We start from the raw sequence: 20,041 nt of genomic DNA on the forward strand, positions 1-20,041 counted from the left end.
AACGTTTCAGTTAACGTTTCAATTGCTGTTGCACGTAGCGAATTTGAAACATAGCTGAAACCGGGCTACACCTAATGCAGTCTCTTCCATTCGGTAACCCGCCATGAGCGATCACATCACACCGGACAAACCGGTGATCTGGACCGTCTCCATCACCCGCCTGTTCGATCTGTTCCGGGACATCAGCCTCGAGTTCGACCATCTGGCGACCATCACCCCGATCCGCCTCGGCTTTGAGGAGGCGGTGCAGCACATCCGCGCTCGCCTGGCTACCGAGCCTTGCGACGCCATCATCGCCGCCGGCTCCAACGGCGCCTACCTGAAAAGCCGCCTGTCGGTGCCGGTCATTTTGGTCAAGCCCGGCGGCTTCGACCTGCTGCAGGCGCTGAGCAAGGCGCGCAGAACCGCCGATCGGATCGGCGTCATCACCTATAAAACCCCCCTGCCCGCGCTGCTGGAGTTCCAGCAGACCTTCGATCTGCCGCTGGAGCAGCGCAGTTACGTCACCGAAGAGGACGCCCGCGGCCAGATCGCCGAGCTGAAAGCCGTCGGCATTCAGGCCGTGGTCGGCGCCGGCCTCATCAGCGATCTGGCGGAAGAGGCCGGGCTCACCGCCATTTTTCTCTATTCCGCCGCCACCCTGCGCGCCGCCTTCAGCGATGCGCTGGACGTAACGCGCCTGATGCTGGGCGGCGGCAAACGCGGCGGTGACTACGCCGCGCGCAATACCCTGCAGCCGCGCTACGGGCTGGGCGATTTGCAGGGCGAGTCCCCGCAGATGGAGCAGGCGCGGCGCACCATCATGCTGTACGCCCGCTCGCCGGCCGCGGTATTAATTGAAGGAGAAACCGGCACCGGCAAGGAGCTGGCGGCGCAGGCGATCCACCGGGAATACTTTTCCCGACGCGGCGCACCGTCCAGGGGCGCGACGCCGCCGTTCGTCGCCATCAACTGCGGCGCCATCGCCGAATCGCTGCTGGAGGCGGAGCTGTTCGGCTATGAGGAAGGCGCCTTTACCGGCTCACGGCGGGGCGGCCGACGTGGGCTGCTGGAAACCGCCAACGGCGGCACCCTGTTTCTGGATGAGATCGGCGAAATGCCGCTGCACCTGCAAACCCGGTTGTTGCGCGCGCTGGAAGAGAAAACTGTCACCCGGGTGGGTGGGCAACAGCCGGTAACGGTCGACTTTCGCGTCATCAGCGCCACCCACAGCCACCTGGAGCAGGCGATTCAACGGGGCGACTTTCGCGCCGATCTGTTCTACCGCCTGAGCGCCCTGCGGCTGCAGCTGCCGCCGCTGCGGGCGCGCGGCGACGATATCGCGATGTTGGCGGAACACTTTCTGAAACGGTCACTGGCGGCGCTCGACGTGCCGCTGACGGAGCCGCTGCGCGCCGCCCTGGCCGGCTGTTACGCCGCGCTGAGTCATTACGCCTGGCCCGGCAACCTGCGCGAACTGCGCAACATGATGGAGCGGGTGGCGCTGATGCTGAGCACCGGCGCCGCGCCGAGCGGCGAGACGCTGCGCTGGCTGTTGCCGGAGCTGGCGGCGGCCACACCGCCCGAGACGCCGGTAGCGCCCGTCTCCGCTCATGAGGCGCTGGCGCGGTGCGGGGGCGACCACGCCGCCGCCGCCCGGTTGCTCGGGATCAGCCGCACCACGTTATGGCGCCGGCTGAAAAAAACGAACTGAGCATCAGCCGGCGCGCCGGCCGTCTGAGGCCGGCAGCAGCCGCGCTCGCCGCTCGCCCAGCAGGTTCATGCCCGCCGCCGCCAGCAGAATGATCGCCGCGCCCAGCAGCTGCCATGCAGACAGCCGGTGGCCAAACGCCAGGCGATCCACCAGCATGGCGGCGATCGGGTAGATGAACGACAGCGAACCGATCAGGTTAGTCGGCAGCTTCTGCAGGGCGCCGTACATCAACACATACATCAGGCCGGTGTGCAGCACGCCGAGCGTCGCCAGCATTCCCCACTGCCCAGCGCTGGCCGAAACGTGGAAATCCACCAGCGGCAACAGCATCACTGCCCCCACCGCCACCTGGATCAGCGCGATAAGATGCGGCGGCGTGCCCTTCAGTCGCTTGGCCGCCAGCGCCATCAGGGCGTAGAAAAACGCCGCCCCGAGCGCCAGCGCGATGCCCGCCAGATAATGACTCTGTTCCCCCGCCTGCCGCGGCTGCGCCAGCACCACCAGCATCATGCCGCCGAACGCCAGCCCCAGCCACAGCAGTTTGCGGGCGGTCAGCCGCTCCCCCAGAAACAGCGCCCCCAGCCCCACCAGCATAAACGGCTGGGTGTTGTACACCGCCGTGGCGATGGAGATAGACGCATAGGAGTAGGCGGCAAACAGCAGCAGCCAGTTGATCACCAGCGCGACGCCGCCGGCGATCGCCAGCAGCAGCGTGGCGCGCGTCAGCACATCGCGCCGCAGTTGCCCCAGCGCGCCGCACACCGCCAGCAGCACCAGCGCCCCCACCGCGCAGCGCCAAAACACCACGTTGATAACCGGCTGGCCGGACATCAACACAAACCAGCCGATAGAGCCGGAAATCAACATCGCCGCCGCCATCTCCAGCGATCCGCGTTTTATCTCTGCATTCATTCTGCGTTCCTCCAAACTTGCCCAGAGGCATAGCTTGCGGCTTCACGGCACTGCTTTCCATAGCACAAAGAAGGCAGATATGCTTAACTGCCTTTTTCTCGTAGCTATAATAAATAAAATACCTAATGGAGGCGTTATGGATGATATCGATCGCCAAATCCTGACCATTCTGGCGGAAGATGCGCGTGCATCGTTGAAGACGCTGAGCGCGCAGGTGGGGCTGTCGTCGCCGAGCACCTCGGAAAGGCTGCGGCGGCTGAAGGAAAACGGCGTGATCCAGGGCTATACCCTGAACGTCAATCTGCAGGCGGTGGGCTACGCCTTCGAGTCGCTGGTGCGCATCAAGCCGCTGCCGGGCATGCTGAAAAAGGTCGAACAGCTGATTCAGGCGATCCCGGAAGTGGTCGAATGCGATAAGGTGACCGGCGAAGACTGCTTTATCGTACGGCTGGTGGCGCACTCGATGGAACAGCTCGACCACACCCTCGATCGGCTGGCCGAACACGCACAGAGCAACACCTCGATCGTGAAAACCACGCCGGTTAAACGCCGCCTGCCGCCGCTGCTCTGATTAACGCCGCCGCTTGCGGGCAAACGGGTTGCCACGCTTCTTCTCTTTTTTGGCCGCGTCGGCGGCGGATTTCAGCGCCGCCAGATGCGCCTTGTCGGCCTCCGGCACCGCGCGCTGTTCGATCGGGAACACCGGCAACGACGCCAACAGCCGCGAACCGTAGTTTTTGGTCAACAGCCGGCGATCGTAGATCACGATCTCGCCGTAGCATTGGTTGCTGCGGATCAGGCGGCCGACCTGCTGGATCAGGTTGAACGAGGCGCTCGGCAGGCTCTGCACTTCGAACGGATAGCGCTTCAGCGATTTCAGCCACTCGCCTTCGGTAATGATTACCGGGCTGTCGATCGGCGGGAACGCGATTTTGTGAATGTGTACCTGGGTCAGCAGCTCGCCTTTCAGATCCAGCCCTTCGGCGAACGATTGCAGCCCCACCAGCACGCTGGCGACGCCCTTCTCCACCCGCTTGCGGTGCTCTTCCACCAGCCGGTAGCGCGGCTGGTCACCCTGCACCAGCAGCATCAGCCGCAGATCGGTCACGTAGCTGAGGAAAGTCTGCATCGCCCGGTGGCTGCTGAACAGGATCAGCATGCCTTTGTGTTTGCCGCTCGCCTGCTCGGCGCGGAAACATCGCGCCATCTCCTCGAGGTGCTCCGCCTCGTTGGCGAGCGCCGGTTCAAAGCGCATCTGCGGAATGACAATCTTACCCTGTTCGACGTGATTGAACGGCGAAGAGAGCGTTTCGAAGCGATCGCCGGCCTTCTCGCTCAACCCGCTCATCTCCTGCAAACGCGCGAAGCTGTTCAGCGAACGCAGCGTGGCCGAGGTGACCACCACGTGCGGCACCTTGCGCCACAGCAGCTTCTCCAGCTGGTCGCTGACGCGAATGCCGACGCAGTGCAGGTAGAGATGGGTAACGTTATCGCGCAGCTCGCGCGTGACCCATTTGGAGATCGGCGCGTTGGACGATTTATCGAGCGCCGCCAGCCGCCACAGCTTGCTCATCGCCTCCAGATAGCCCAGCGTGCGGCTCATCTGAATGATCGACCGGTGCAGGCGCACGATGTCATGCTTGCCGGTCTGCTCGGTGAGATCGTTAAGCACGAACTCCGCCAGCCCGCGCAGCGCATCGGTCAGTTTGAACAGCCGCGCGCAGCTCTCCACCATCTCCGCCGGCAGCTCGCCCATCTCGAAACGGTGCTCGGCCGCTACGCTGTCGCCGGGCAGGTAGGCACTGACCTGATGCTCGAAGATCTGCACCAGCTCGCGCAGCTCCTCGCAATGGTTCTTCAACCGCTCGCTGTTGGCCAGCCCCGGTGGATTCTTCGGCCGGTACTGCGTCATGCACTGCTCGACCTGGCGCACGATCATGTCCAGCTGCAGGTTGGTCGACAGCGCGGTGATTTCCCCGTCGATCTCCAGCGCATCGCGCGCCACCTCCGGTAAATGGTGGCCTTCGTCCAGCACCAGCAGCAGCTCTTTCGGGTTCGGCAGCACCGACTCCGTCTCCAGCGCCGCCATCACCAGGGCGTGGTTGGCCACCACCACGTCGGCGCTCTCGATCTCTTTGCGGGCAATATAAAACGGGCATTCGCGAATGTAGTGGCAGTTGCGCCCCAGGCAGTTGGCCTTGTCGGTGCTCAGCTTGGCCCACAGCGGATCGTCGATGCTCTGTTGATAGTGATCGCGCAGCCCGTCCCACTCGAAGCGGGCCAGCGCCTTGGTCAGCTTCTGGCACAGCGCCTGCTCTTCGCCGCTGGAGGGCGCCAGCTCGTCGTCGAGGAACAGCGTCAAATCGCCCTGTTGGCTGACGTCGGTGCTCATCGCCGCCAGGTTGCGCGGGCACACGTAGCGCCCGCGGCCAAAGGCGCCGGTAAATTTCAGATCGGGGATAATCTTCTTCAGCAGCGGCAAATCCTTGCTGTAGATCTGGTCCTGCAGCGCCACGTTGGCGGTGCTGACCACCAGCGGTTTGCTCTCCGCTCGCCCGACGGCGATGCCCGGGATCAGGTAAGACAGCGTTTTGCCGACGCCGGTCGGCGCCTCGATCGCCAGATGGCGCGGGTAGTCACCGGCCAGCGTCTTCGCCACCTCGGCGATCATCTGGCGCTGGGGCGCGCGGGAAATAAAATCCGGTATTTGCTGCTGCAGGGCTTTGTACCACTGGCCAATCTGATCTTTAACTGCGGAGGAGAGCGCCATTCAACTCTTATCTAAACGAAATGATGGCGCTATTGTCCCACAGACCGCTCGCGGCGTCAGCCCGAGTTACGTCTGCGGATCGATCATCGAGGCGCGCCCGGCGCTGAACGACCACTCGTCCAACTGGGTGGTGGTGATCACCACCATCACATCCTCGGGGCGCAGCCGCAGGTTTTCCGCCAGCAGCGCCGCCAGCCGCCCGTAGAAGCGCCGCTTGGTGTCGGTGTCGCGCGGCCGCCCGGCGGTGATATAAAACAACACGAAATCCGCGCTGCGCGGCCCGCCAAGATAGTCGCGATCGTAGACAAGCTCACCGGGGCGGTATTGATCGATCACCTGAAATTTATCCGTCGGCGGCACCTCAAAGGCCTCCACCAGCGCCTGATGCAGGCTGTCGGACAAGGTTTGCAGATAGTCGGCGGACTTGCCCTGATGCAGAGCGATGCGGCTAAACGGCATGATTGGCCTCCTGTTCCAGCTCGCGTAGGCGCGCCACGGCCGATGCCGCCGCGGGCCAGCCGGCGTAGAACGCCAGATGGGTGATAAGCTCGGCCAATTGCTGACGCGTCACGCCGTTGCGCTGCGCCAGCTGCAGGTGAAACGGCAGCTGTTCCACGCGGTTGAGCGCCACCAGCGCGGCGACGGTAATCAGGCTGCGCTCGCGCGGGCTCAGCGCCGGCCGCTGCCAAATATCGTCAAACAAAACGCGGTCGCTGAGCTGCGCCAGCTTGGGGGCAATATCGCCGAACGCCTGTTGTCCGGCCTGGGATTCTGATGGCATCACACTCTCCTGTCAGTTGCGGATAGCCTTACGCTACCCGCCGCCGCAGCGAGTGAAAATCGGGATTTTCGGCAGTCTCGGTTCAGAAAAACGGGAGGGTTCCCCGCCGGGCGGCGGGGAGATTTCAGGACTCCAGCGGGGCAACGCCGTCGAACTGCGCGCTCAGCAGCGCATTCAGCGCCGGCCGCTGCTCCACCCGTTCAGCGATGGCGTACAGCCGCGGACAGTGTTGCCGGAACCACGCGCGGCCCGGCCGCCAGTGGCACATCACCGCCACGTACAGATCCAACGCGCTGAAGCTCTTGCCGAGAAACCACGGGCCCGCTGCGCCGGCGGCGGCGTTCAGCTGCTGCAATAAACGCTCGCGATAATCCATTACCGCGTTTTTCAGCTGTTCCGCCCCCGCCGCCTGCGGCTGCCAGCGCTGCGGATGGTCGGCATAGGTGAAGGTGGGGTAAATCTCCGCGTTGATGAACAGCAGCCAGCGCAGAAAACGCGGCAACAGCGGCGAACCGCCGGGCGGCGCCAGCTCGGCGTGCGGTGCGCGATCGTGCAGCAACAAAATAATCGCCGCACTCTCCGTCATCACTTCATCATTGGGCAACACTAAGGTGGGCACCTGGCCCAGCGGGTTCAGCGCCAGCAGGCGATCGCGCTCCGGGCCGTCCTGCGTGTAGTCCACTTCCTCATAGCCCCAGGGGAAAGCCGTCAACGCCAACGCGGCGGCCACGATCGTCGAACCGCAGCCCTGCGTACCGAACAAAGTATAAGTATCGTGCATGATTCCTCCCGCAGCGGAACAAGGTATCGGTAACTGTAGACCAGCCGCCGACCGTCGGTTGAAGAAAAAATTCACCCTTTGCGCGACTTTTTTAATCGTTCGACATGAAAATGAATTTTTTGTCATAAATAGATCACATTACTACGGTAAAAATTCTCCGCCGCCAACAATCAGGCGGCACAGTGAAACAGCAATGCAACTGATGATAAGCGTCTTTCAATCGAATAAAGCAGGGTAACTCATGAAACGTAATCTTCTGGCCGTTATTATTCCGGCACTTTTACTTGCGCAAGCGGCACAGGCAGCAGAAATCTACAATAAAGACGGCAACAAGCTCGATTTTTACGGCCGTGTAAAAGCCCTGCATTATTTCTCCGATGATGCCGGCAACGACGGTGATAAAACTTACGTGCGTATCGGCTTTAAAGGCGCGACTCAGATTAATGATATGCTGACCGGCTACGGCCAGTGGGAATATCAGATCGCCGCCAACCATACTGAATCCGACGGCACTAAAGACACCAAAACGCGTCTGGGCTTCGCCGGTCTGAAATATAAGGACCTCGGCTCCTTCGACTACGGCCGCAACTACGGCATCATTTACGACGTCGGCGCCTGGACGGATATGATCCCTGAATTCGGCGACGATGCTTATATCAAGACCGACAACTTCATGAACGGCCGCACCAACGGTGTCGCCACCTACCGTAATAACAACTTCTTCGGTCTGGTTGACGGCCTGAAATTTGCCGTGCAGTACCAGGGCAAGAACGAAAACGACGGCCGCTCCGCCAGCAAGGCGAACGGCGACGGTTGGGGCCTATCCTCCAGCTACGAAATCATCGACGGCCTGAGCGTAGGCGCCGCCTATGCCTCTTCCAACCGCACCGCCACGCAAAAGGCGGGCACCTTCGGCAAAGGCGACAAGGCCGATATCTGGGCCGGTGGTCTGAAATACGACAACAACAACGTCTACCTGGCCGCGACTTATTCGCAGAGCCGCAATATTGCGCCTATTTCCGGCACCGCCACCATCAATAACAACTCGACTTCCGTTAGCGGCTTCGCCAATAAAGCGGAAGGGATTGAATTGGTCGCGCAATATCAGTTCGACTTCGGTCTGCGCCCATCGCTGGGTTACGTTCAGCAGAAAGGCAAAGATATTGAAGGCATCGGCGATGTCGATCTGGTGAAATATTTCGACGTGGCGGCGACCTATTACTTCAACAAAAACATGTCCACTTATGTCGAATATAAAATTAACCAACTCGATGACGACAACAAGCTGGGCCTGAAAAACGACGACGTCGTTGTTCTCGCTCTGACCTACCAGTTCTGATGTGATGAATGAATAACCACCACTGCAAACTTTAGCGTCACTTGATACCCAGAGTTTTATTTCGCCGGGCGGCTGCGTCCGGCTTTTTTGTTTTTATTTTCCCGCCAACGAATGCCCCCGCTTGCCTTGCAAAACAAACGGGTCTACATGTATAGCTTTCCCCCGAGCGGAATCAGCCATGCATAACGACGGACGCTTCGACTTCCACCACGCCCTGCGCTACAGCAGCGACGAGCTGGCAAACATCCTCAACCACTGTTTTGAAAACTACATGGTGCGCTTCGTGCTCGACGGGCCGACCTTCGCCGCCCGCTTCGGTGCCGAAGATCTCAGCCTGAACGACAGCCTGATCGTCACCCATCGCCAGGAACCAGTGGCGGTGGCGCTGATCGCCCGCCGCGGCCGGCACAGCCGGGTGGCGGCCTTTTCCGTGCGCCCGGAGATGCGCGGCCAGGGGCTGGGCAAGGCGTTGATGCAGCGCCTGGTGGCGGATGCCCGCCAACGCGGCGACCGTCGGCTGTCGCTGGAAGTGATCGAAGGCAACGAAGCCGCGCTGGCACTGTATCATCGCGCCGGGCTGCGCATCGTGCGCACCCTGACCGGCCATCAGGCACCAGCGGAAGTGCCGCCTGGCACGGCGGTGCTGCAGGCGGTCGATCCGCTGACCGTCAGCCATCGCCTGACGGCGGAAGGCGCCACCGACCTGCCCTGGCTGATCGCCCCCGAATCGCTGTTCAAGCTGCCGGGCAAACCGCAAGCCTATACGCTCAATCGTCAAGCCTACGCCGTGGTGATGCCCGGCGCCGAGCACTGCTGGCTACGCCTGATCTACGTGCCGCCGCAGCACCGCGGCCAGGGGCATGCCCGCGCCTTGCTGGCCGCTCTGCAAGCGCAGTTCGCCCCTTTGCCGCTGGCCGCCAACGTCTTTGTGCCCGAGGTGGCCGCCCCCTTCTTTACGCATCTTGGCTGGCGGCAGGATCCCCTGCGCCAGTTCGAGATGGATATGTTGCTGGACAGCCCACAAGACTAAAACCAAGAGAGATAACGATGGCAGGAAAACAGGCAAGGAAACTCACCCTCGGCGCGGCGGTTGGCGTCGCGCTGCTGACGTTGGCCGGTTGCGCGCAGCCGCCGCACACCGACGCTCAGGCCCAGCAGCGGCTGGCGGATCAGTCAGTGCTGGCGGTGAACTGGTTCCAACAGTCCGGCGAATACCAAGCGCTGGCGCATCAGGCGTTCAACAGCGCGCAGCGCGCCTTCGATCAGGCTAAGGCCGCGCCGGGCCGTAAAAAGGCGGTGGTGGTCGATCTGGATGAAACCATGCTGGATAACAGCGCCTACTCCGGCTGGCAGGCGCAGCAGGGCCAGCCGTACGACGGCGCCACCTGGGCCCAATGGACGCAGGCCGAACAGGCCGGCGCGGTACCGGGCGCGGTGTCGTTCGCCCGCTACGTCAACGCCCATCAGGGCACGATGTTCTACGTGTCGAACCGCAAGCAGAGCGAATACGCCGCCACGGTGGCCAACATGCAGAAGCTCGGTTTCACCGGCATGTCGGAAAAGACCGTGCTGCTCAGCACCGACACCTCCAATAAGCAGGCGCGCTTCGACGCCATCAAACAAGCCGGCTATGACATCGTGGTGTACGCGGGCGACAACCTGAACGATTTCGGCGCCGCGACTTACCACCAGGACAATGCGCAGCGCCGGGCGTTCGTCAGTGAGAACCAGGGTAAGTTCGGCACCGAATTCATCGTGCTGCCCAACCCGCTGTACGGCGATTGGGAAAGCGGCCTGACCCGCGACTACAACAAGCTGACGCCGCAGCAGAAGCTGCAGGTGCGCCAACAGGCGATCAAAGCCTGGCGCGGGCGCTAAGCCTCACAGCAGTTTGTACATATAGCAGGTGGCCTCCAACGCCCCGCCGTCGCTGGCGCGGGCGTATTGTGGGATGTCGCCCGCCGCTTCGAACCCCAATTGGCGGTACAACCCCTGCGCCGCGCTGCCGCTCAGGGTATCCAGCACCAGCAGGCTGCGGCGATGACGCGCCGCCAGCGCCTGCACTTCCTGCATCAACAGCCGTGCGACGCCCTGCCGCCGCGCCTGCGGGTGCACCATCAGTTTGACCACTTCCGCCCGGTGGCGGCCATTGTCCGGCATCGCCAACAGCAGCTGCACGGTGCCGACCGGCCGACCGTTCGCGAGCGCCACCAGCATCGCGCGCTCTCCCCGCGCCAGGGCCGGCAGCAGCCCCTGCCAAAACGCCCGCGCCTGATCCACCGTAAAGGGCATGACAAAACCGATACTGGCGCCGTGCGCCACGCTGGCGTGCAGCATCTCGGCCAGGTCGTCCATGGCGTTTTGCGCCGCGTCGGCGCCCCACTGTTGCAATTCAATCATGGCTATGGCCTGCAGATAACGAGCGTGTAATGGGCCGGCTCATCGCCGGGGACATGGAAACGGGAAGCGCCGAACAGGCGGTAGCGCAGGCAGTCGCCGGGCGACAGCCGGAAAACGCGTCCTTCCAGCGTCAGCTCCAGCTGCCCGGACAGCAGCCAGAGGTGATGCTCCAGCGCCGGAATCGACGGCAGGTCGTAATCGATCTGCGCCCCGGCATCGAGCCGGGCTTCGATAAACTCGGCCTTATACAGCGCGGCAGGCGGGGAAACGGAGCGACGGTGAAAACCGCTGGCGCGATCGATCCACACCGGCTGTTGCGGTGGCCGCAGCAGCTCCGGCGGTTCGTCTTCGATTTCGCTCAGCAGGCGCGACATGGTCAACCCGTAGGCGGCGCACAGCCGGTTCAGCAGCGACGCCGTCGGGCTGGTTTCGGCGCGCTCCACCCGCGAGAGCGTCGCCCGGCTCAGGCCGGTGCGCTGCGCCAGCGCCTCCAGCGACCACCCCTGCTGTTGGCGCAAATCCGCCAACCGCTGCGCCAACCTCTGGTCGGCCGTCTCCAAACCGTTATCCATCGCTCACACTCCGTTATAAATCCCATATAAGAGAAATAATCTCAAACTAGAGATATGGCAAGCGAATTTTAAAAAATGCCGCGCAGCGCGATAAATATCAGCAGGCTCAGCAACACCACCGCCAGCATGTTGCGCAGAAAGAACGCCAATATCACCGCAAACACCGCCCCCCACAGGTAAGGATTATCCGGCGCGGCGCGCAGCTGGTCACCGCTGAAGGCGACAATCGGCCCGCAAATTGCCGTCAGCACCGCCGGCACGGAAAAGCTCAGCAGGGTTTTGACGCGCGGCGATAACCGCAGCGGCAAGCCCGGCGCCAAAAAGCAGTAGCGGTTGAAGAACACCACCAGCCCCATCAAGACTATCGTCAGCCAGATCATCGGCGCCCCCCGCTGCATAGCAGCCCGACCAGCATCGCCGCCACGGTGGCGATCACCAGTGCGCCCGGCGTCTGGAAATGGTGCAACACGATGGAAAGCAGCAGCGCGGTCAGCACGCAGGCCAACACCGGCAGGCTGCGCACCAGCGGCACCACGATGGCGATAAAGGTGGCGACGATGGAAAAATCCAGCCCATAACCGTCCAGATCCCCGGCGCTGCCGGTGGCTACGATGCCGAGCAGCGTGGAGAGAAACCAGCACAGGTAAAAGGTCAGCCCGGCGCCCAGCGCATACCAGCGGTCGAAACGCGCCGGCGCCTGTTCGCCGGTCAGCGCGAACAGCTCATCGGTGAGCAAGAATCCCAGCGCCAGCCGCCAGCGTAACGGCAGCGGCGCAATGCGCTCCCGCAGCCGCAGCGCATAGAGAAAATGCTGGGCGGTGACGAAGAAGGTCGACAGCAGGATCGCCAGCAGCCCGGCGCCGCCCTTGATCATGCCCATCGCCACCAGCTGCGCCGCCCCGGCGAACACGATGGCCGACATGCCCAGCCCCTGCGCCGGCGTCAGGCCGTTTTGCAGGGCCATCGAGCCCGCCAGTATGCCCCACGGCACCACCGCCAGGCACAGCGGCAAGATCGTCATTCCCCCCTGCAGCGCGGGGCGCAGGCGGGCAGACGGCGGCGTGATGAGGGGGATTGAATCAGTCATGGGCTTCTCCTTCGGTTGAAGAAGCCAGCTTACGGCGCAGGCGCACACGGGTATTGCACCCGATTGCCCGACTATTTCAGCGATTTGACGTAGTCGCCCGGCGTGATGCCCATCGACTTGCGAAAATGGCGGTGGAAATGGCTTTGATCGTGAAAACCGCAGCTCAGCGCGCTGTCCAGCACGCTGCTGCCGGCCTTCAGCATGCCGCGCGCCTTGCGCAGCCGCGCCTGAATTTGATAGGCGTGCGGCGGCAAACCGGTGGCCTGCTGAAACTGCCGCAGCAGGTAATAAGGGCTGAGCGCCACCCGCTCCGCCAGCTCCAGCAGCGAAATGTCCGCCTCGGGGAAATCGTCGAGAAAGGCTTTCACCCGCGCCACCTGGCTTTGCGCCCGGCTCTGCGGCGTGGGATCGATACGGCTTTTACCGTGCCGCAGCATCAGCCAGGTCAGCGCCGAGAACACCATAGTCTCTTTCATCAACCGGTTCTCATCGCTGCGCAGCAGGCTGAATGCCATCCGCAGCTGGCCGGCCAGGCCGACGTCGTGCACCACCGGGTTGGGGAAATAAGGCGTCGCGCCGGCGCCGGTTTTCAGATCGCGCGACAAAAACGCCAGCAGCTCCGGCGTCGGGTACATCGCCTGATACGACCATCCCTCTTCGGTGGCGGAACTGCCGGTGTGGATGTCGTCGGCGTTGACCAGAATGATGCTGCCCAGCGGCGCCACGTGTTCGCCGCCGGTGCGGTAGAAGCGCTGGGCACCGTCGTCGATGACGCCCACGCAGAAGCCTTCATGGCTGTGGCGCGAGAAGGTTTGGCGGCGGTAGGTGGCCTGCAGCACTTCCAGCCCGCCGAGATCGTCGACGTGCATGAAATGGGCCTGTTCCCGGGATGCTTTGCGCGCTATGCCTTCCGCCTTCATCTTGCCTACCTCCGCTGAATGAGCGCCATTCTAGCACTCGCGCGAGGGCGGGTTTTGTACAAAATTGCCCGTCTCGGCGCCCGGCGGCGCGATCGCCGCGCAGCGCCAGGCGCTGAATATCGCCAGCAGCGGCGCCAGCGCGAACGCCAGGAACAGCCAACGCGCCGCCGACGCTGCGCCCGCCGCGCCGCCCGGATCGTTCAGCCCCGCCAGATTGGCGATCATCCCGGCCAGCGCCGCACCGAATGCGGTGGCGAACAGCTGCACCGTGGTAATCGAAGCGCCGGCGATGTCTTTGTCCGCTTCGGGCGCCACCTGCAAAATGCGCGTCAGCAGGTGCGGCCAGCCGAAGCCGATGCCGAATCCCACCAGCAACAGCGCAATGACGATCGGCGCCAGCGCCTGCCAATGGCCGCCGGACGGCACCGGCATCAGGATCGCCAGCGCCAGCAGCCCCACCAGCACAAACAGCGGCCCGCTGACGATCGCCCGGCGAATGCCCGCCCCACGCCAACCGGAGCTGAGGATCTCGGACAGCGTCCAGCCGGCGGCCATGGCGGCGGCGATATAACCGGAGATCAGCGGCGACTGGCCGTGCAGCAGCTGCAGGAAATAAGGCACGAAGATCTCGCTGGTCATGCCGATCACCAGCAACGCGGTCGTGATGTAGAGCGCCGCCAGCGATGAGCCGCGCCGCAGTGCGCCGTGCGGCAACAGGCGGGCCCTCGAGTGCGCTTCACGCTTCAGCAACCAGGCCATCAGCAGCAGCGAGAGCGCGATGCCCGCCAGGTTGATCCAGGCGCTGTGCGCCAGGCTGCCGGCGGACACCACCAGCACCGCCACGGTCAGCAACAGCAGCTGCGCGGTCGGCAACGGCGCAGCCGCCTGCTGCGCTTTGCCCTTGGGCAGGATCAGGAAGGTAAACGCGGCGTACAGCGCCATGATCGGCAGCAGAATGCCGAAGGCCCAGCGCCAGGCGTTCAGCTCGGCGAAAATACCGCCTACCGCCGGCCCCACCAGGGTGGCGATGCCCCACATCGCCGAGATGAGCGCCATGGCGCGCGGCCACAATCGCTGCTCGAACACCAGGTTGATCATCGCGTAGGAGAGCGCAAAGATCAGGCCGCCGCCGAAGCCCTGCACCGTGCGGCCGATCAGCATTACCGGCATGCTCGGCGCCAGCGCGCACAGCGCCGCCCCGGCGATGAAAAACAGCGAAGCCACCAGATAGGCGCTGCGCGCGCCGTAGCCGCTGAGCAGCCGGGCCGACAGCGCGGAACCGAGGATCGACGCCACCACGAACAGCGTGGTGTTCCAGGCGTAGAGATCCAGCCCGCCGATATCCTGCACCACCGAGGGCAGAATGGTGGTGGCGACCAGAATATTGATGGCATGCAGCGCTACGCCGAGCGAAAGCGCGATCGCACTGGCCGCATTTTTGCCGGAGAAAAGGTCGCTCCAGCGGCTATCGTCATGGGTTATCACGGTTGTCGTCCTGTTTTCAGAGGAATGGCATTGAGTTGATCATAAGATTGCGTTAAATTTAACAAGAGTTATCTTGGAATAAGTTAGGGCGAGGCGGAGAAATATGTCAAGAATAAACTTGGAAAATAGCGGCGGCACCGCACAATCGGTCAGTGACCGCTTGCTGACGCTATTGAAAACCCGCGGCCCGCAGCAAGCTTCTGACGCAGGAAAGGTGCTCGGCACCACCGGTGAGGCGGCCCGCCAGCAGTTCGTCAAGCTGGCGAAAGAGGGGCTGGTCGAAGCGGTGGCGGAAACGCGCGGCGTGGGCCGCCCGGTGCAGCTGTGGCATTTGACCTCGGCCGGCAACGCACGCTTTCCCGACACCCATGCGGATCTGACGGTGCAGCTGCTGCGCACCGTGCGCGACAAGCTGGGCGAACAGGCGCTCGACGTGCTGATCGAGACCCGCGAGCAGGAAAACCGCATCAACTACAAGCAGGCGATGATCGGCGCCACCGATCTGCGCGAACGCGTGGCGCGGCTCACCGAAATCCGCTGCCGCGAAGGGTATATGGCCGAATGGCGCCAGGAGGAGGACGGCGCCTATCTGCTGGTGGAAAATCACTGCCCGATCTGCGCCGCCGCCACCGTCTGCCAGGGCTTCTGCCGGGCGGAGCTGAGCATCTTTACCGAAGTACTGCAGGCACAGGTGGAGCGCGCCGAACACATTCTGGCCGGCTCGCGCCGCTGCGCCTACCGCATTTCGCTCCTGTAACACCGGTTTTTGCCCACGTTTTCAACCGGTACAGATTATTCTGCTTGTGCACCCCGCACCTTCCCTTCTAAGGTTGAATTAACGAACATTCAGGCAAACGGCGGGCCTCGCGTCCGCTCTGGCAAATCCGTCGGCGCTAAGCGCGCAGCGGCAGAGTAACCCCACGGGAGTTGAACGATGAAGAAGCCGCATGCCGGATTCTGGCTGGCGACGCTGGGACTGGGCGTTTGCTGGCTGCTGGCGCTGCTGACTCGCGATCGGCTCAATGGCATACTGCTGGCCGGCGCGGCGCTGGCGCTGATCTTTACCCCTGCCGCCCGCCGCAAAGGCGCGGCCCTGGCGGCCCTGGGCGGCATCGGCATGGATGGGCTGTGGAGCTACAGCGGCGTGCTGCACTACAGCGGGGAACACGGCCTGCCGCTCTGGGCCCTCGCACTGTGGATCGGCTTCGGCTGTTGGTGGTATTGGCTGCTGGACGTGGTCAGAGCGGCCCCCTGGCCGCTGGCGGTGCTGGGCGCCGCCGTCGGCCCCTTCGCCTACGCCGTGTCCTGGAAGCTGGACGTGTTGCTGCCCGGCGTGCCGCCGGAGTTCATGCTGCTGCTGCTGGCCATCGGCTGGTCGATTTACCTGCCGGCCGTCAGCTGGCTGCAGTGGAAACGACGGGACAGCTGAACGGCGGCCGGGAAAAATAATGCCGAAAGCCATTGCTTATCCGCTGCCCGATCGGGTTTACTGAGCATTCTAATAATAATCATCCCTGCAAAACACAATCCCTATGCTTAGCCAACCAAGCCGTCGCGTCCTGCCGTTGATCGGGGCGTTGTTCACGTTATATATCGTTTGGGGTTCCACCTATTTCGTCATTCGCCTCGGCGTCGCGCAATGGCCGCCGCTGATGATGGCCGGCATTCGCTTTCTGACCGCCGGCATCGTGCTGTTCAGCTTCCTGGCCTGGCGCGGCCATGCGCTGCCGACGCCGAAGCAGTGGCTGGCCGCCGGCGCCATTGGCATTCTGCTGCTGGCGGTAGGCAACGGCCTGGTGACGGTGGCGGAACACCAAGATGTGCCGTCCGGCATCGCCGCGGTGATGGTGGCGACGGTGCCGCTGTTCACCCTCTGCTTCAGCCTGCTGTGGGGTATGCGCAATTCCAAACTGGAATGGGCCGGCATCGCGCTCGGGCTGGTGGGCATCGTGCTGCTCAACACCGGCAACAACCTGGTGGGCAACCCGACCGGCGCGCTGCTCATTTTGCTGGCGTCGGCCAGCTGGGCCTTCGGGTCGGTATTGGGATCGCGCATCTCGCTGCCGGCCGGGCCGATGGCCGGCGCGGCGGAGATGCTGGTCGCCGGCGTGGTGTTATTGGTCGCCAGCCAACTGAGCGGCGAGCACCTGACGCAGATGCCGAGCACCAGCGGCTTTCTGGCGCTGGGGTATCTGATCGTCTTCGGCTCGATGCTGGCGATCAGCGCCTATATGTTTTTGTTGAAGAACGTGCGCCCAGCGGTCGCCACCAGCTACGCCTACGTCAACCCGGTGGTGGCGGTGCTGCTCGGCATCGGCTTTGCCGGCGAATCGCTGGCGCCGCGCGAGTGGCTGGCGCTGGCGATCATCGTGGCGGCGGTGGTACTGGTGACGCTGGGGAAATACCTGTTCGCCCGCCCGGCCCGCGTGCAGGCCATCGACAGTGAACGGTAGCGATCGCAAAGGGCGGTCCGCGGGCCGCCGTTAAAAACGATTCTTGTTTCACCCGGCGAAGGGGCTATAATTCCCGCTGTTCCAAGCAACCTGCGAAATTATTCCTATGCTGAAAAAAGCGTTCGTCATCGTCATCGCCCTGTGCGCCTTTGGTTCTCTGGGCGGCGTATTCCTCGCCGGGCTGAACATCTACACCCGTTCCACCACCCCGCACGAAGAAAGCGCGCCTGCCGGGGATGCCGCCGCCACGCCGGCGCAAACCGAAACCCTTCAGGCCAAGTGATCGTCCATCCAACGCTGGCAGCGCTGCTGTAAAAAGCGCTGCAGCTGCCTGACGCGTTCCGACACCTGCGAGCGATGCGGGCAGACCAGATTGATCGGCACCGCGTCGCTGCGCCATTCCGGCAACAGTTGCACCAGCCGCCCGGCGCGAATATCCGCCGCCACGTCGATCGCCGACTTGCGCACCACGCCGTGGCCGGCCAGCGCCCAGCGCCGCGCCACCTCACCGTCATCGGTAAAATAGCTGCCGTTCAGCGGCACTTCGACCAGCTCCTCACCGCGCCATAGCCGCCATTCCACCTGCCGTTTGCCGCTGGGCTGATACACCAGAATGCTGTGCCGGGCCAGATCGGCCGGCGTTTGCGGCACGCCATGCCGCCGCAGGTAATCCGGGCTGGCGCAAATCAGCCGCCGGTGCTGCGGCAAGATCGGCAGCGCCACCAGCGAAGAGTCGGCCAACGGCCCGAAACGCAACGCCACGTCCACCGGTTCGCGAAACAGATCGGCCTGCCGATCGTTGATCAGGAGCTGCAGCTGAATATGCGGATGCTGTTGCCGGAATTCGTCCAGCCAGCCCAAGAGCAGATTACGGCCGAAATCCGACGGCGCGGAAATCTGCAGCACCCCAGACAGCCCCTGATGCTTTTCGCGGATCGCCTGCTCCCCTTCGGCCAACGCACCCAACGCCAGGCGCGCGCTGTCGAGATAGCGGGCACCCTCCTCCGTCAACCGCAGGCTGCGGGTGGAACGCACCAGCAGCCGCGCGCCCAGCTGCTGCTCCAGCCTTTTCACCGCAATGCTGGCCGCCGCCGGCGTCATATCCAGCGCGCGCGCCGCGGCGGAAAAACTGCCGCCGTCCACCGTGCGGACAAACACCTCGAGATCGGCAAATGAGGTCATGTATTTCCCTTCTTGGAGAGCCGGATTCACGGCGTATTGGATTGACGATAAAACGCCCATTTGTTATGATTAGATCATAACAAATGGAGCTTTGATTAATGGATGAACACAACGGACTGGACTACATCCTTAGCCTGCATGGCACGCGGGTCAATCGTGAAGATGGCTATTGGTGGAAAATCGAGGCCTGGACGGTGACCCAAACCGCCTTTATCCCTCACGGCATCCGTTACAATTTGACCCTGCACGATAACCACAATACCCGGGTTTTTGGCATAGACAACGCGCATGCCATTAAAACCCCTCACAAAGGAAAATTTTCAGGCCGCGTCGTTTACGATCATCAACATGATTCCCCGACGGACAAAGGCTCACCCTACGAGTTTTATTCCGCCTATCAGTTGGTGGAGGATTTTTTTACCCGGATAGATGAAGTCATACGCAAGAGAGAAAATCGAGGTTGATGATGAAAGCACTGATTGGCGTGATGCCTGAAGAACTGATTCGCAAGCGCATACTGGCGATCGCGAAAGGGGAATACCAGCCTCAGGAACGTGAACCCAAAGTCTGGTTCACGTCGATGATTGCGCTGGCCCAGGTGCTCAGCAACGAGAATATCGCCCTGCTGCGTCTTATCGACACCGCTCGCCCCGAGACCATCAGCCAACTGGCCGAACTGTCTGGCCGCCAGGTCAGCAACCTGTCGACCACGCTGAAAACACTGAACGGGCACGGCCTGGTGGCACTGGAAAAACAGGGGCGTTCGGTAAAACCCCGGGCGCTGTTTACCGACTTCGAAATTATCGTGGATCAGAAGTTAAATGCCCGCTTTAGCGCCGCGTGATCTTTAAAATTCATTAACAAGTGTTTGTCAGTAAGGCCGATTGTTAGGTCATTTTCAATCAGGAAAGATAGATCCCGTTGAAACTTACCCTAAAAGAGGCCTTAACATGACGATTCCCCACTGAAACGACAAAAACTAGTGATCCTGGGCGGCACCAGCGGCATTGGCGCCGCGGTGGCCTACGCAGCGGCGGCGCGCGGCGCTGAAGTGGTGCTGGCTTCGCGCCGCCTGCCCCACGCCAAGGAGAAGAACGACGCGCTGCGCCTGATGCAGGCCGACCTGACCGATGAAGCGTCGCTGCGCGCGCTGTTTGCCGCCGTCGGCGATTTCGATCATCTGGTGATCACCGCCGGGCCGCTGGTGGCAGCGAAGCCGCTGGCGGAGACCGCCTTTGAACAGGCGCAGACCGACTTCAACGTCAAATTCTGGGGAAGCTTGCGCGCGGTGCAGGCTGCGCTGCCGACGCTGTCGCCACAGGGCTCCATCACCCTGACTTCCGGCCAGCTGTCGCGTAAATACCTCGGCGGTCATCTGGTCAAAACCGCCATCAACGCCGCACTGGAAGCGGCCGGCAAGCAGCTGGCGAAGGAGCTGGCACCGCGGCGGGTGAACGTGGTCAGCCCCGGCATCACCGCCACCGAAGCCTACGACGGCATGAGCGCCGCGCAGCGTCAGGCGCTGTTCGAACGGGTTGGCGGCAGCCTGCCGGTCGGCAGGGTCGGCCAGGCGGCCGACGTCGCGGCGGGTTACCTGCTGGCGATGGAGAACGGCTTCGTGACCGGCAGCGTGATCGACATCGACGGCGGCGGCCTGTTGTAACGG

24 protein-coding genes are annotated in these 20,041 nt (G+C 63.0%); 12 read left to right on the forward strand and 12 right to left on the reverse strand.

Annotated features, from left to right (window positions below; genetic code table 11):
* Positions 1-103: 103 nt before the first annotated feature.
* Positions 104-1,693 carry a propionate catabolism operon regulatory protein PrpR gene (gene prpR, locus ACYF6X_RS13260; RefSeq protein WP_130018424.1) on the forward strand — a complete coding sequence of 530 codons (1,590 nt, stop codon included), beginning with the start codon at positions 104-106 and terminating at the stop codon, positions 1,691-1,693.
* Positions 1,694-1,696: 3 nt separating this feature from the next.
* On the opposite strand, the gene ACYF6X_RS13265 is transcribed toward prpR, so the two are convergent.
* Complete coding sequence (locus ACYF6X_RS13265) at positions 1,697-2,605, reverse strand: DMT family transporter (protein ID WP_130018423.1); 909 nt, start codon at positions 2,603-2,605, stop codon at positions 1,697-1,699.
* Positions 2,606-2,741: 136 nt separating this feature from the next.
* Between ACYF6X_RS13265 and ACYF6X_RS13270 the strand changes: the two genes are divergently transcribed.
* On the forward strand, positions 2,742-3,176 hold the full coding sequence (locus ACYF6X_RS13270; RefSeq protein WP_130018422.1) for an Lrp/AsnC family transcriptional regulator: 435 nt from the start codon (positions 2,742-2,744) through the stop codon (positions 3,174-3,176).
* On the opposite strand, the gene dinG is transcribed toward ACYF6X_RS13270, so the two are convergent.
* From dinG to ACYF6X_RS13290, 4 genes are all read right to left on the reverse strand, one after another.
* The gene (dinG, locus tag ACYF6X_RS13275) at positions 3,177-5,375 is read right to left on the reverse strand and encodes an ATP-dependent DNA helicase DinG (protein ID WP_033646901.1); all 2,199 of its coding nucleotides are present in this window, start codon (positions 5,373-5,375) and stop codon (positions 3,177-3,179) included.
* Between the two features lie 66 nt (positions 5,376-5,441).
* A complete protein-coding gene (locus ACYF6X_RS13280) occupies positions 5,442-5,834 on the reverse strand; it encodes a tautomerase family protein (RefSeq protein WP_107227395.1) in 393 nt (130 codons plus the stop codon).
* Entirely contained in the window at positions 5,824-6,156 is a 333-nt protein-coding gene (locus tag ACYF6X_RS13285) for a carboxymuconolactone decarboxylase family protein (protein WP_049200944.1), read from the reverse strand. The genes ACYF6X_RS13280 and ACYF6X_RS13285 overlap by 11 nt, the downstream gene beginning before the upstream one ends.
* A 124-nt stretch (positions 6,157-6,280) precedes the next feature.
* Positions 6,281-6,937, reverse strand: coding sequence for a glutathione S-transferase family protein (locus ACYF6X_RS13290; RefSeq protein ID WP_063988796.1), 657 nt, complete (start codon positions 6,935-6,937; stop codon positions 6,281-6,283).
* 241 nt (positions 6,938-7,178) lie between these two features.
* Here ACYF6X_RS13290 and ompC point away from each other — a divergent pair, with 241 nt between their 5' ends.
* The 3 genes from ompC (at position 7,179) to ACYF6X_RS13305 (ending at position 10,154) form a co-directional block, all read left to right on the forward strand.
* The gene (gene ompC, locus ACYF6X_RS13295; RefSeq protein ID WP_025302059.1) at positions 7,179-8,276 is read left to right on the forward strand and encodes a porin OmpC; all 1,098 of its coding nucleotides are present in this window, start codon (positions 7,179-7,181) and stop codon (positions 8,274-8,276) included.
* 178 nt (positions 8,277-8,454) lie between these two features.
* Positions 8,455-9,306 carry a GNAT family N-acetyltransferase gene (locus ACYF6X_RS13300; protein ID WP_107227393.1) on the forward strand — a complete coding sequence of 284 codons (852 nt, stop codon included), beginning with the start codon at positions 8,455-8,457 and terminating at the stop codon, positions 9,304-9,306.
* A 17-nt stretch (positions 9,307-9,323) separates the two neighbouring features.
* The gene (locus ACYF6X_RS13305) at positions 9,324-10,154 is read left to right on the forward strand and encodes a 5'-nucleotidase, lipoprotein e(P4) family (RefSeq protein ID WP_130018421.1); all 831 of its coding nucleotides are present in this window, start codon (positions 9,324-9,326) and stop codon (positions 10,152-10,154) included.
* Between the two features lie 3 nt (positions 10,155-10,157).
* Here the strand turns inward: ACYF6X_RS13305 and ACYF6X_RS13310 are convergent, their stop codons facing one another.
* From ACYF6X_RS13310 to ACYF6X_RS13335, 6 genes are all read right to left on the reverse strand, one after another.
* On the reverse strand, positions 10,158-10,676 hold the full coding sequence (locus ACYF6X_RS13310) for a GNAT family N-acetyltransferase (protein ID WP_107227390.1): 519 nt from the start codon (positions 10,674-10,676) through the stop codon (positions 10,158-10,160).
* A gap of 2 nt (positions 10,677-10,678) precedes the next feature.
* The gene (locus ACYF6X_RS13315) at positions 10,679-11,248 is read right to left on the reverse strand and encodes a helix-turn-helix domain-containing protein (protein WP_130018420.1); all 570 of its coding nucleotides are present in this window, start codon (positions 11,246-11,248) and stop codon (positions 10,679-10,681) included.
* A 68-nt stretch (positions 11,249-11,316) separates the two neighbouring features.
* Positions 11,317-11,628, reverse strand: a complete 312-nt coding sequence (locus tag ACYF6X_RS13320) for an AzlD domain-containing protein (RefSeq protein WP_038880577.1) — start codon at positions 11,626-11,628, stop codon at positions 11,317-11,319.
* On the reverse strand, positions 11,625-12,335 hold the full coding sequence (locus ACYF6X_RS13325; RefSeq protein WP_130018419.1) for an AzlC family ABC transporter permease: 711 nt from the start codon (positions 12,333-12,335) through the stop codon (positions 11,625-11,627). Before ACYF6X_RS13325 ends, ACYF6X_RS13320 begins: the two co-directional genes overlap by 4 nt.
* Positions 12,336-12,406: 71 nt before the next feature.
* Entirely contained in the window at positions 12,407-13,255 is an 849-nt protein-coding gene (locus ACYF6X_RS13330; RefSeq protein ID WP_107227389.1) for an AraC family transcriptional regulator, read from the reverse strand.
* Positions 13,256-13,285: 30 nt separating this feature from the next.
* Complete coding sequence (locus tag ACYF6X_RS13335) at positions 13,286-14,740, reverse strand: MFS transporter (protein ID WP_130018418.1); 1,455 nt, start codon at positions 14,738-14,740, stop codon at positions 13,286-13,288.
* 103 nt (positions 14,741-14,843) lie between these two features.
* Here ACYF6X_RS13335 and ACYF6X_RS13340 point away from each other — a divergent pair, with 103 nt between their 5' ends.
* The 4 genes from ACYF6X_RS13340 to ACYF6X_RS13355 all read left to right on the forward strand — a co-directional run bounded on the left by ACYF6X_RS13340 (position 14,844) and on the right by ACYF6X_RS13355 (position 17,476).
* Entirely contained in the window at positions 14,844-15,497 is a 654-nt protein-coding gene (locus ACYF6X_RS13340; RefSeq protein ID WP_063988789.1) for a helix-turn-helix transcriptional regulator, read from the forward strand.
* Positions 15,498-15,674: 177 nt separating this feature from the next.
* The gene (locus tag ACYF6X_RS13345) at positions 15,675-16,169 is read left to right on the forward strand and encodes a DUF2878 domain-containing protein (RefSeq protein ID WP_063988788.1); all 495 of its coding nucleotides are present in this window, start codon (positions 15,675-15,677) and stop codon (positions 16,167-16,169) included.
* 103 nt (positions 16,170-16,272) lie between these two features.
* On the forward strand, positions 16,273-17,193 hold the full coding sequence (gene yedA, locus ACYF6X_RS13350; RefSeq protein WP_063988787.1) for a drug/metabolite exporter YedA: 921 nt from the start codon (positions 16,273-16,275) through the stop codon (positions 17,191-17,193).
* A 106-nt stretch (positions 17,194-17,299) separates the two neighbouring features.
* Positions 17,300-17,476, forward strand: coding sequence for a hypothetical protein (locus ACYF6X_RS13355; RefSeq protein ID WP_016928550.1), 177 nt, complete (start codon positions 17,300-17,302; stop codon positions 17,474-17,476).
* Here the strand turns inward: ACYF6X_RS13355 and ACYF6X_RS13360 are convergent.
* Positions 17,464-18,375: a LysR family transcriptional regulator gene (locus tag ACYF6X_RS13360; RefSeq protein ID WP_063988786.1), complete on the reverse strand. Its 912-nt coding sequence runs from the start codon at positions 18,373-18,375 to the stop codon at positions 17,464-17,466. The two genes, ACYF6X_RS13355 and ACYF6X_RS13360, sit on opposite strands and share 13 nt — an antisense overlap.
* A gap of 98 nt (positions 18,376-18,473) precedes the next feature.
* Here ACYF6X_RS13360 and ACYF6X_RS13365 point away from each other — a divergent pair, with 98 nt between their 5' ends.
* The 3 genes from ACYF6X_RS13365 (at position 18,474) to ACYF6X_RS13375 (ending at position 20,038) form a co-directional block, all read left to right on the forward strand.
* A complete protein-coding gene (locus ACYF6X_RS13365) occupies positions 18,474-18,839 on the forward strand; it encodes a DUF6516 family protein (RefSeq protein WP_130018417.1) in 366 nt (121 codons plus the stop codon).
* Positions 18,839-19,219 carry an HVO_A0114 family putative DNA-binding protein gene (locus ACYF6X_RS13370; RefSeq protein WP_077267519.1) on the forward strand — a complete coding sequence of 127 codons (381 nt, stop codon included), beginning with the start codon at positions 18,839-18,841 and terminating at the stop codon, positions 19,217-19,219. The genes ACYF6X_RS13365 and ACYF6X_RS13370 overlap by 1 nt, the downstream gene beginning before the upstream one ends.
* 138 nt (positions 19,220-19,357) lie before the next feature.
* Complete coding sequence (locus ACYF6X_RS13375; protein ID WP_242512573.1) at positions 19,358-20,038, forward strand: SDR family oxidoreductase; 681 nt, start codon at positions 19,358-19,360, stop codon at positions 20,036-20,038.
* Positions 20,039-20,041 lie beyond the last annotated feature (3 nt).

Source organism: Serratia sp. ID 25-353 (genome assembly GCF_054792795.1).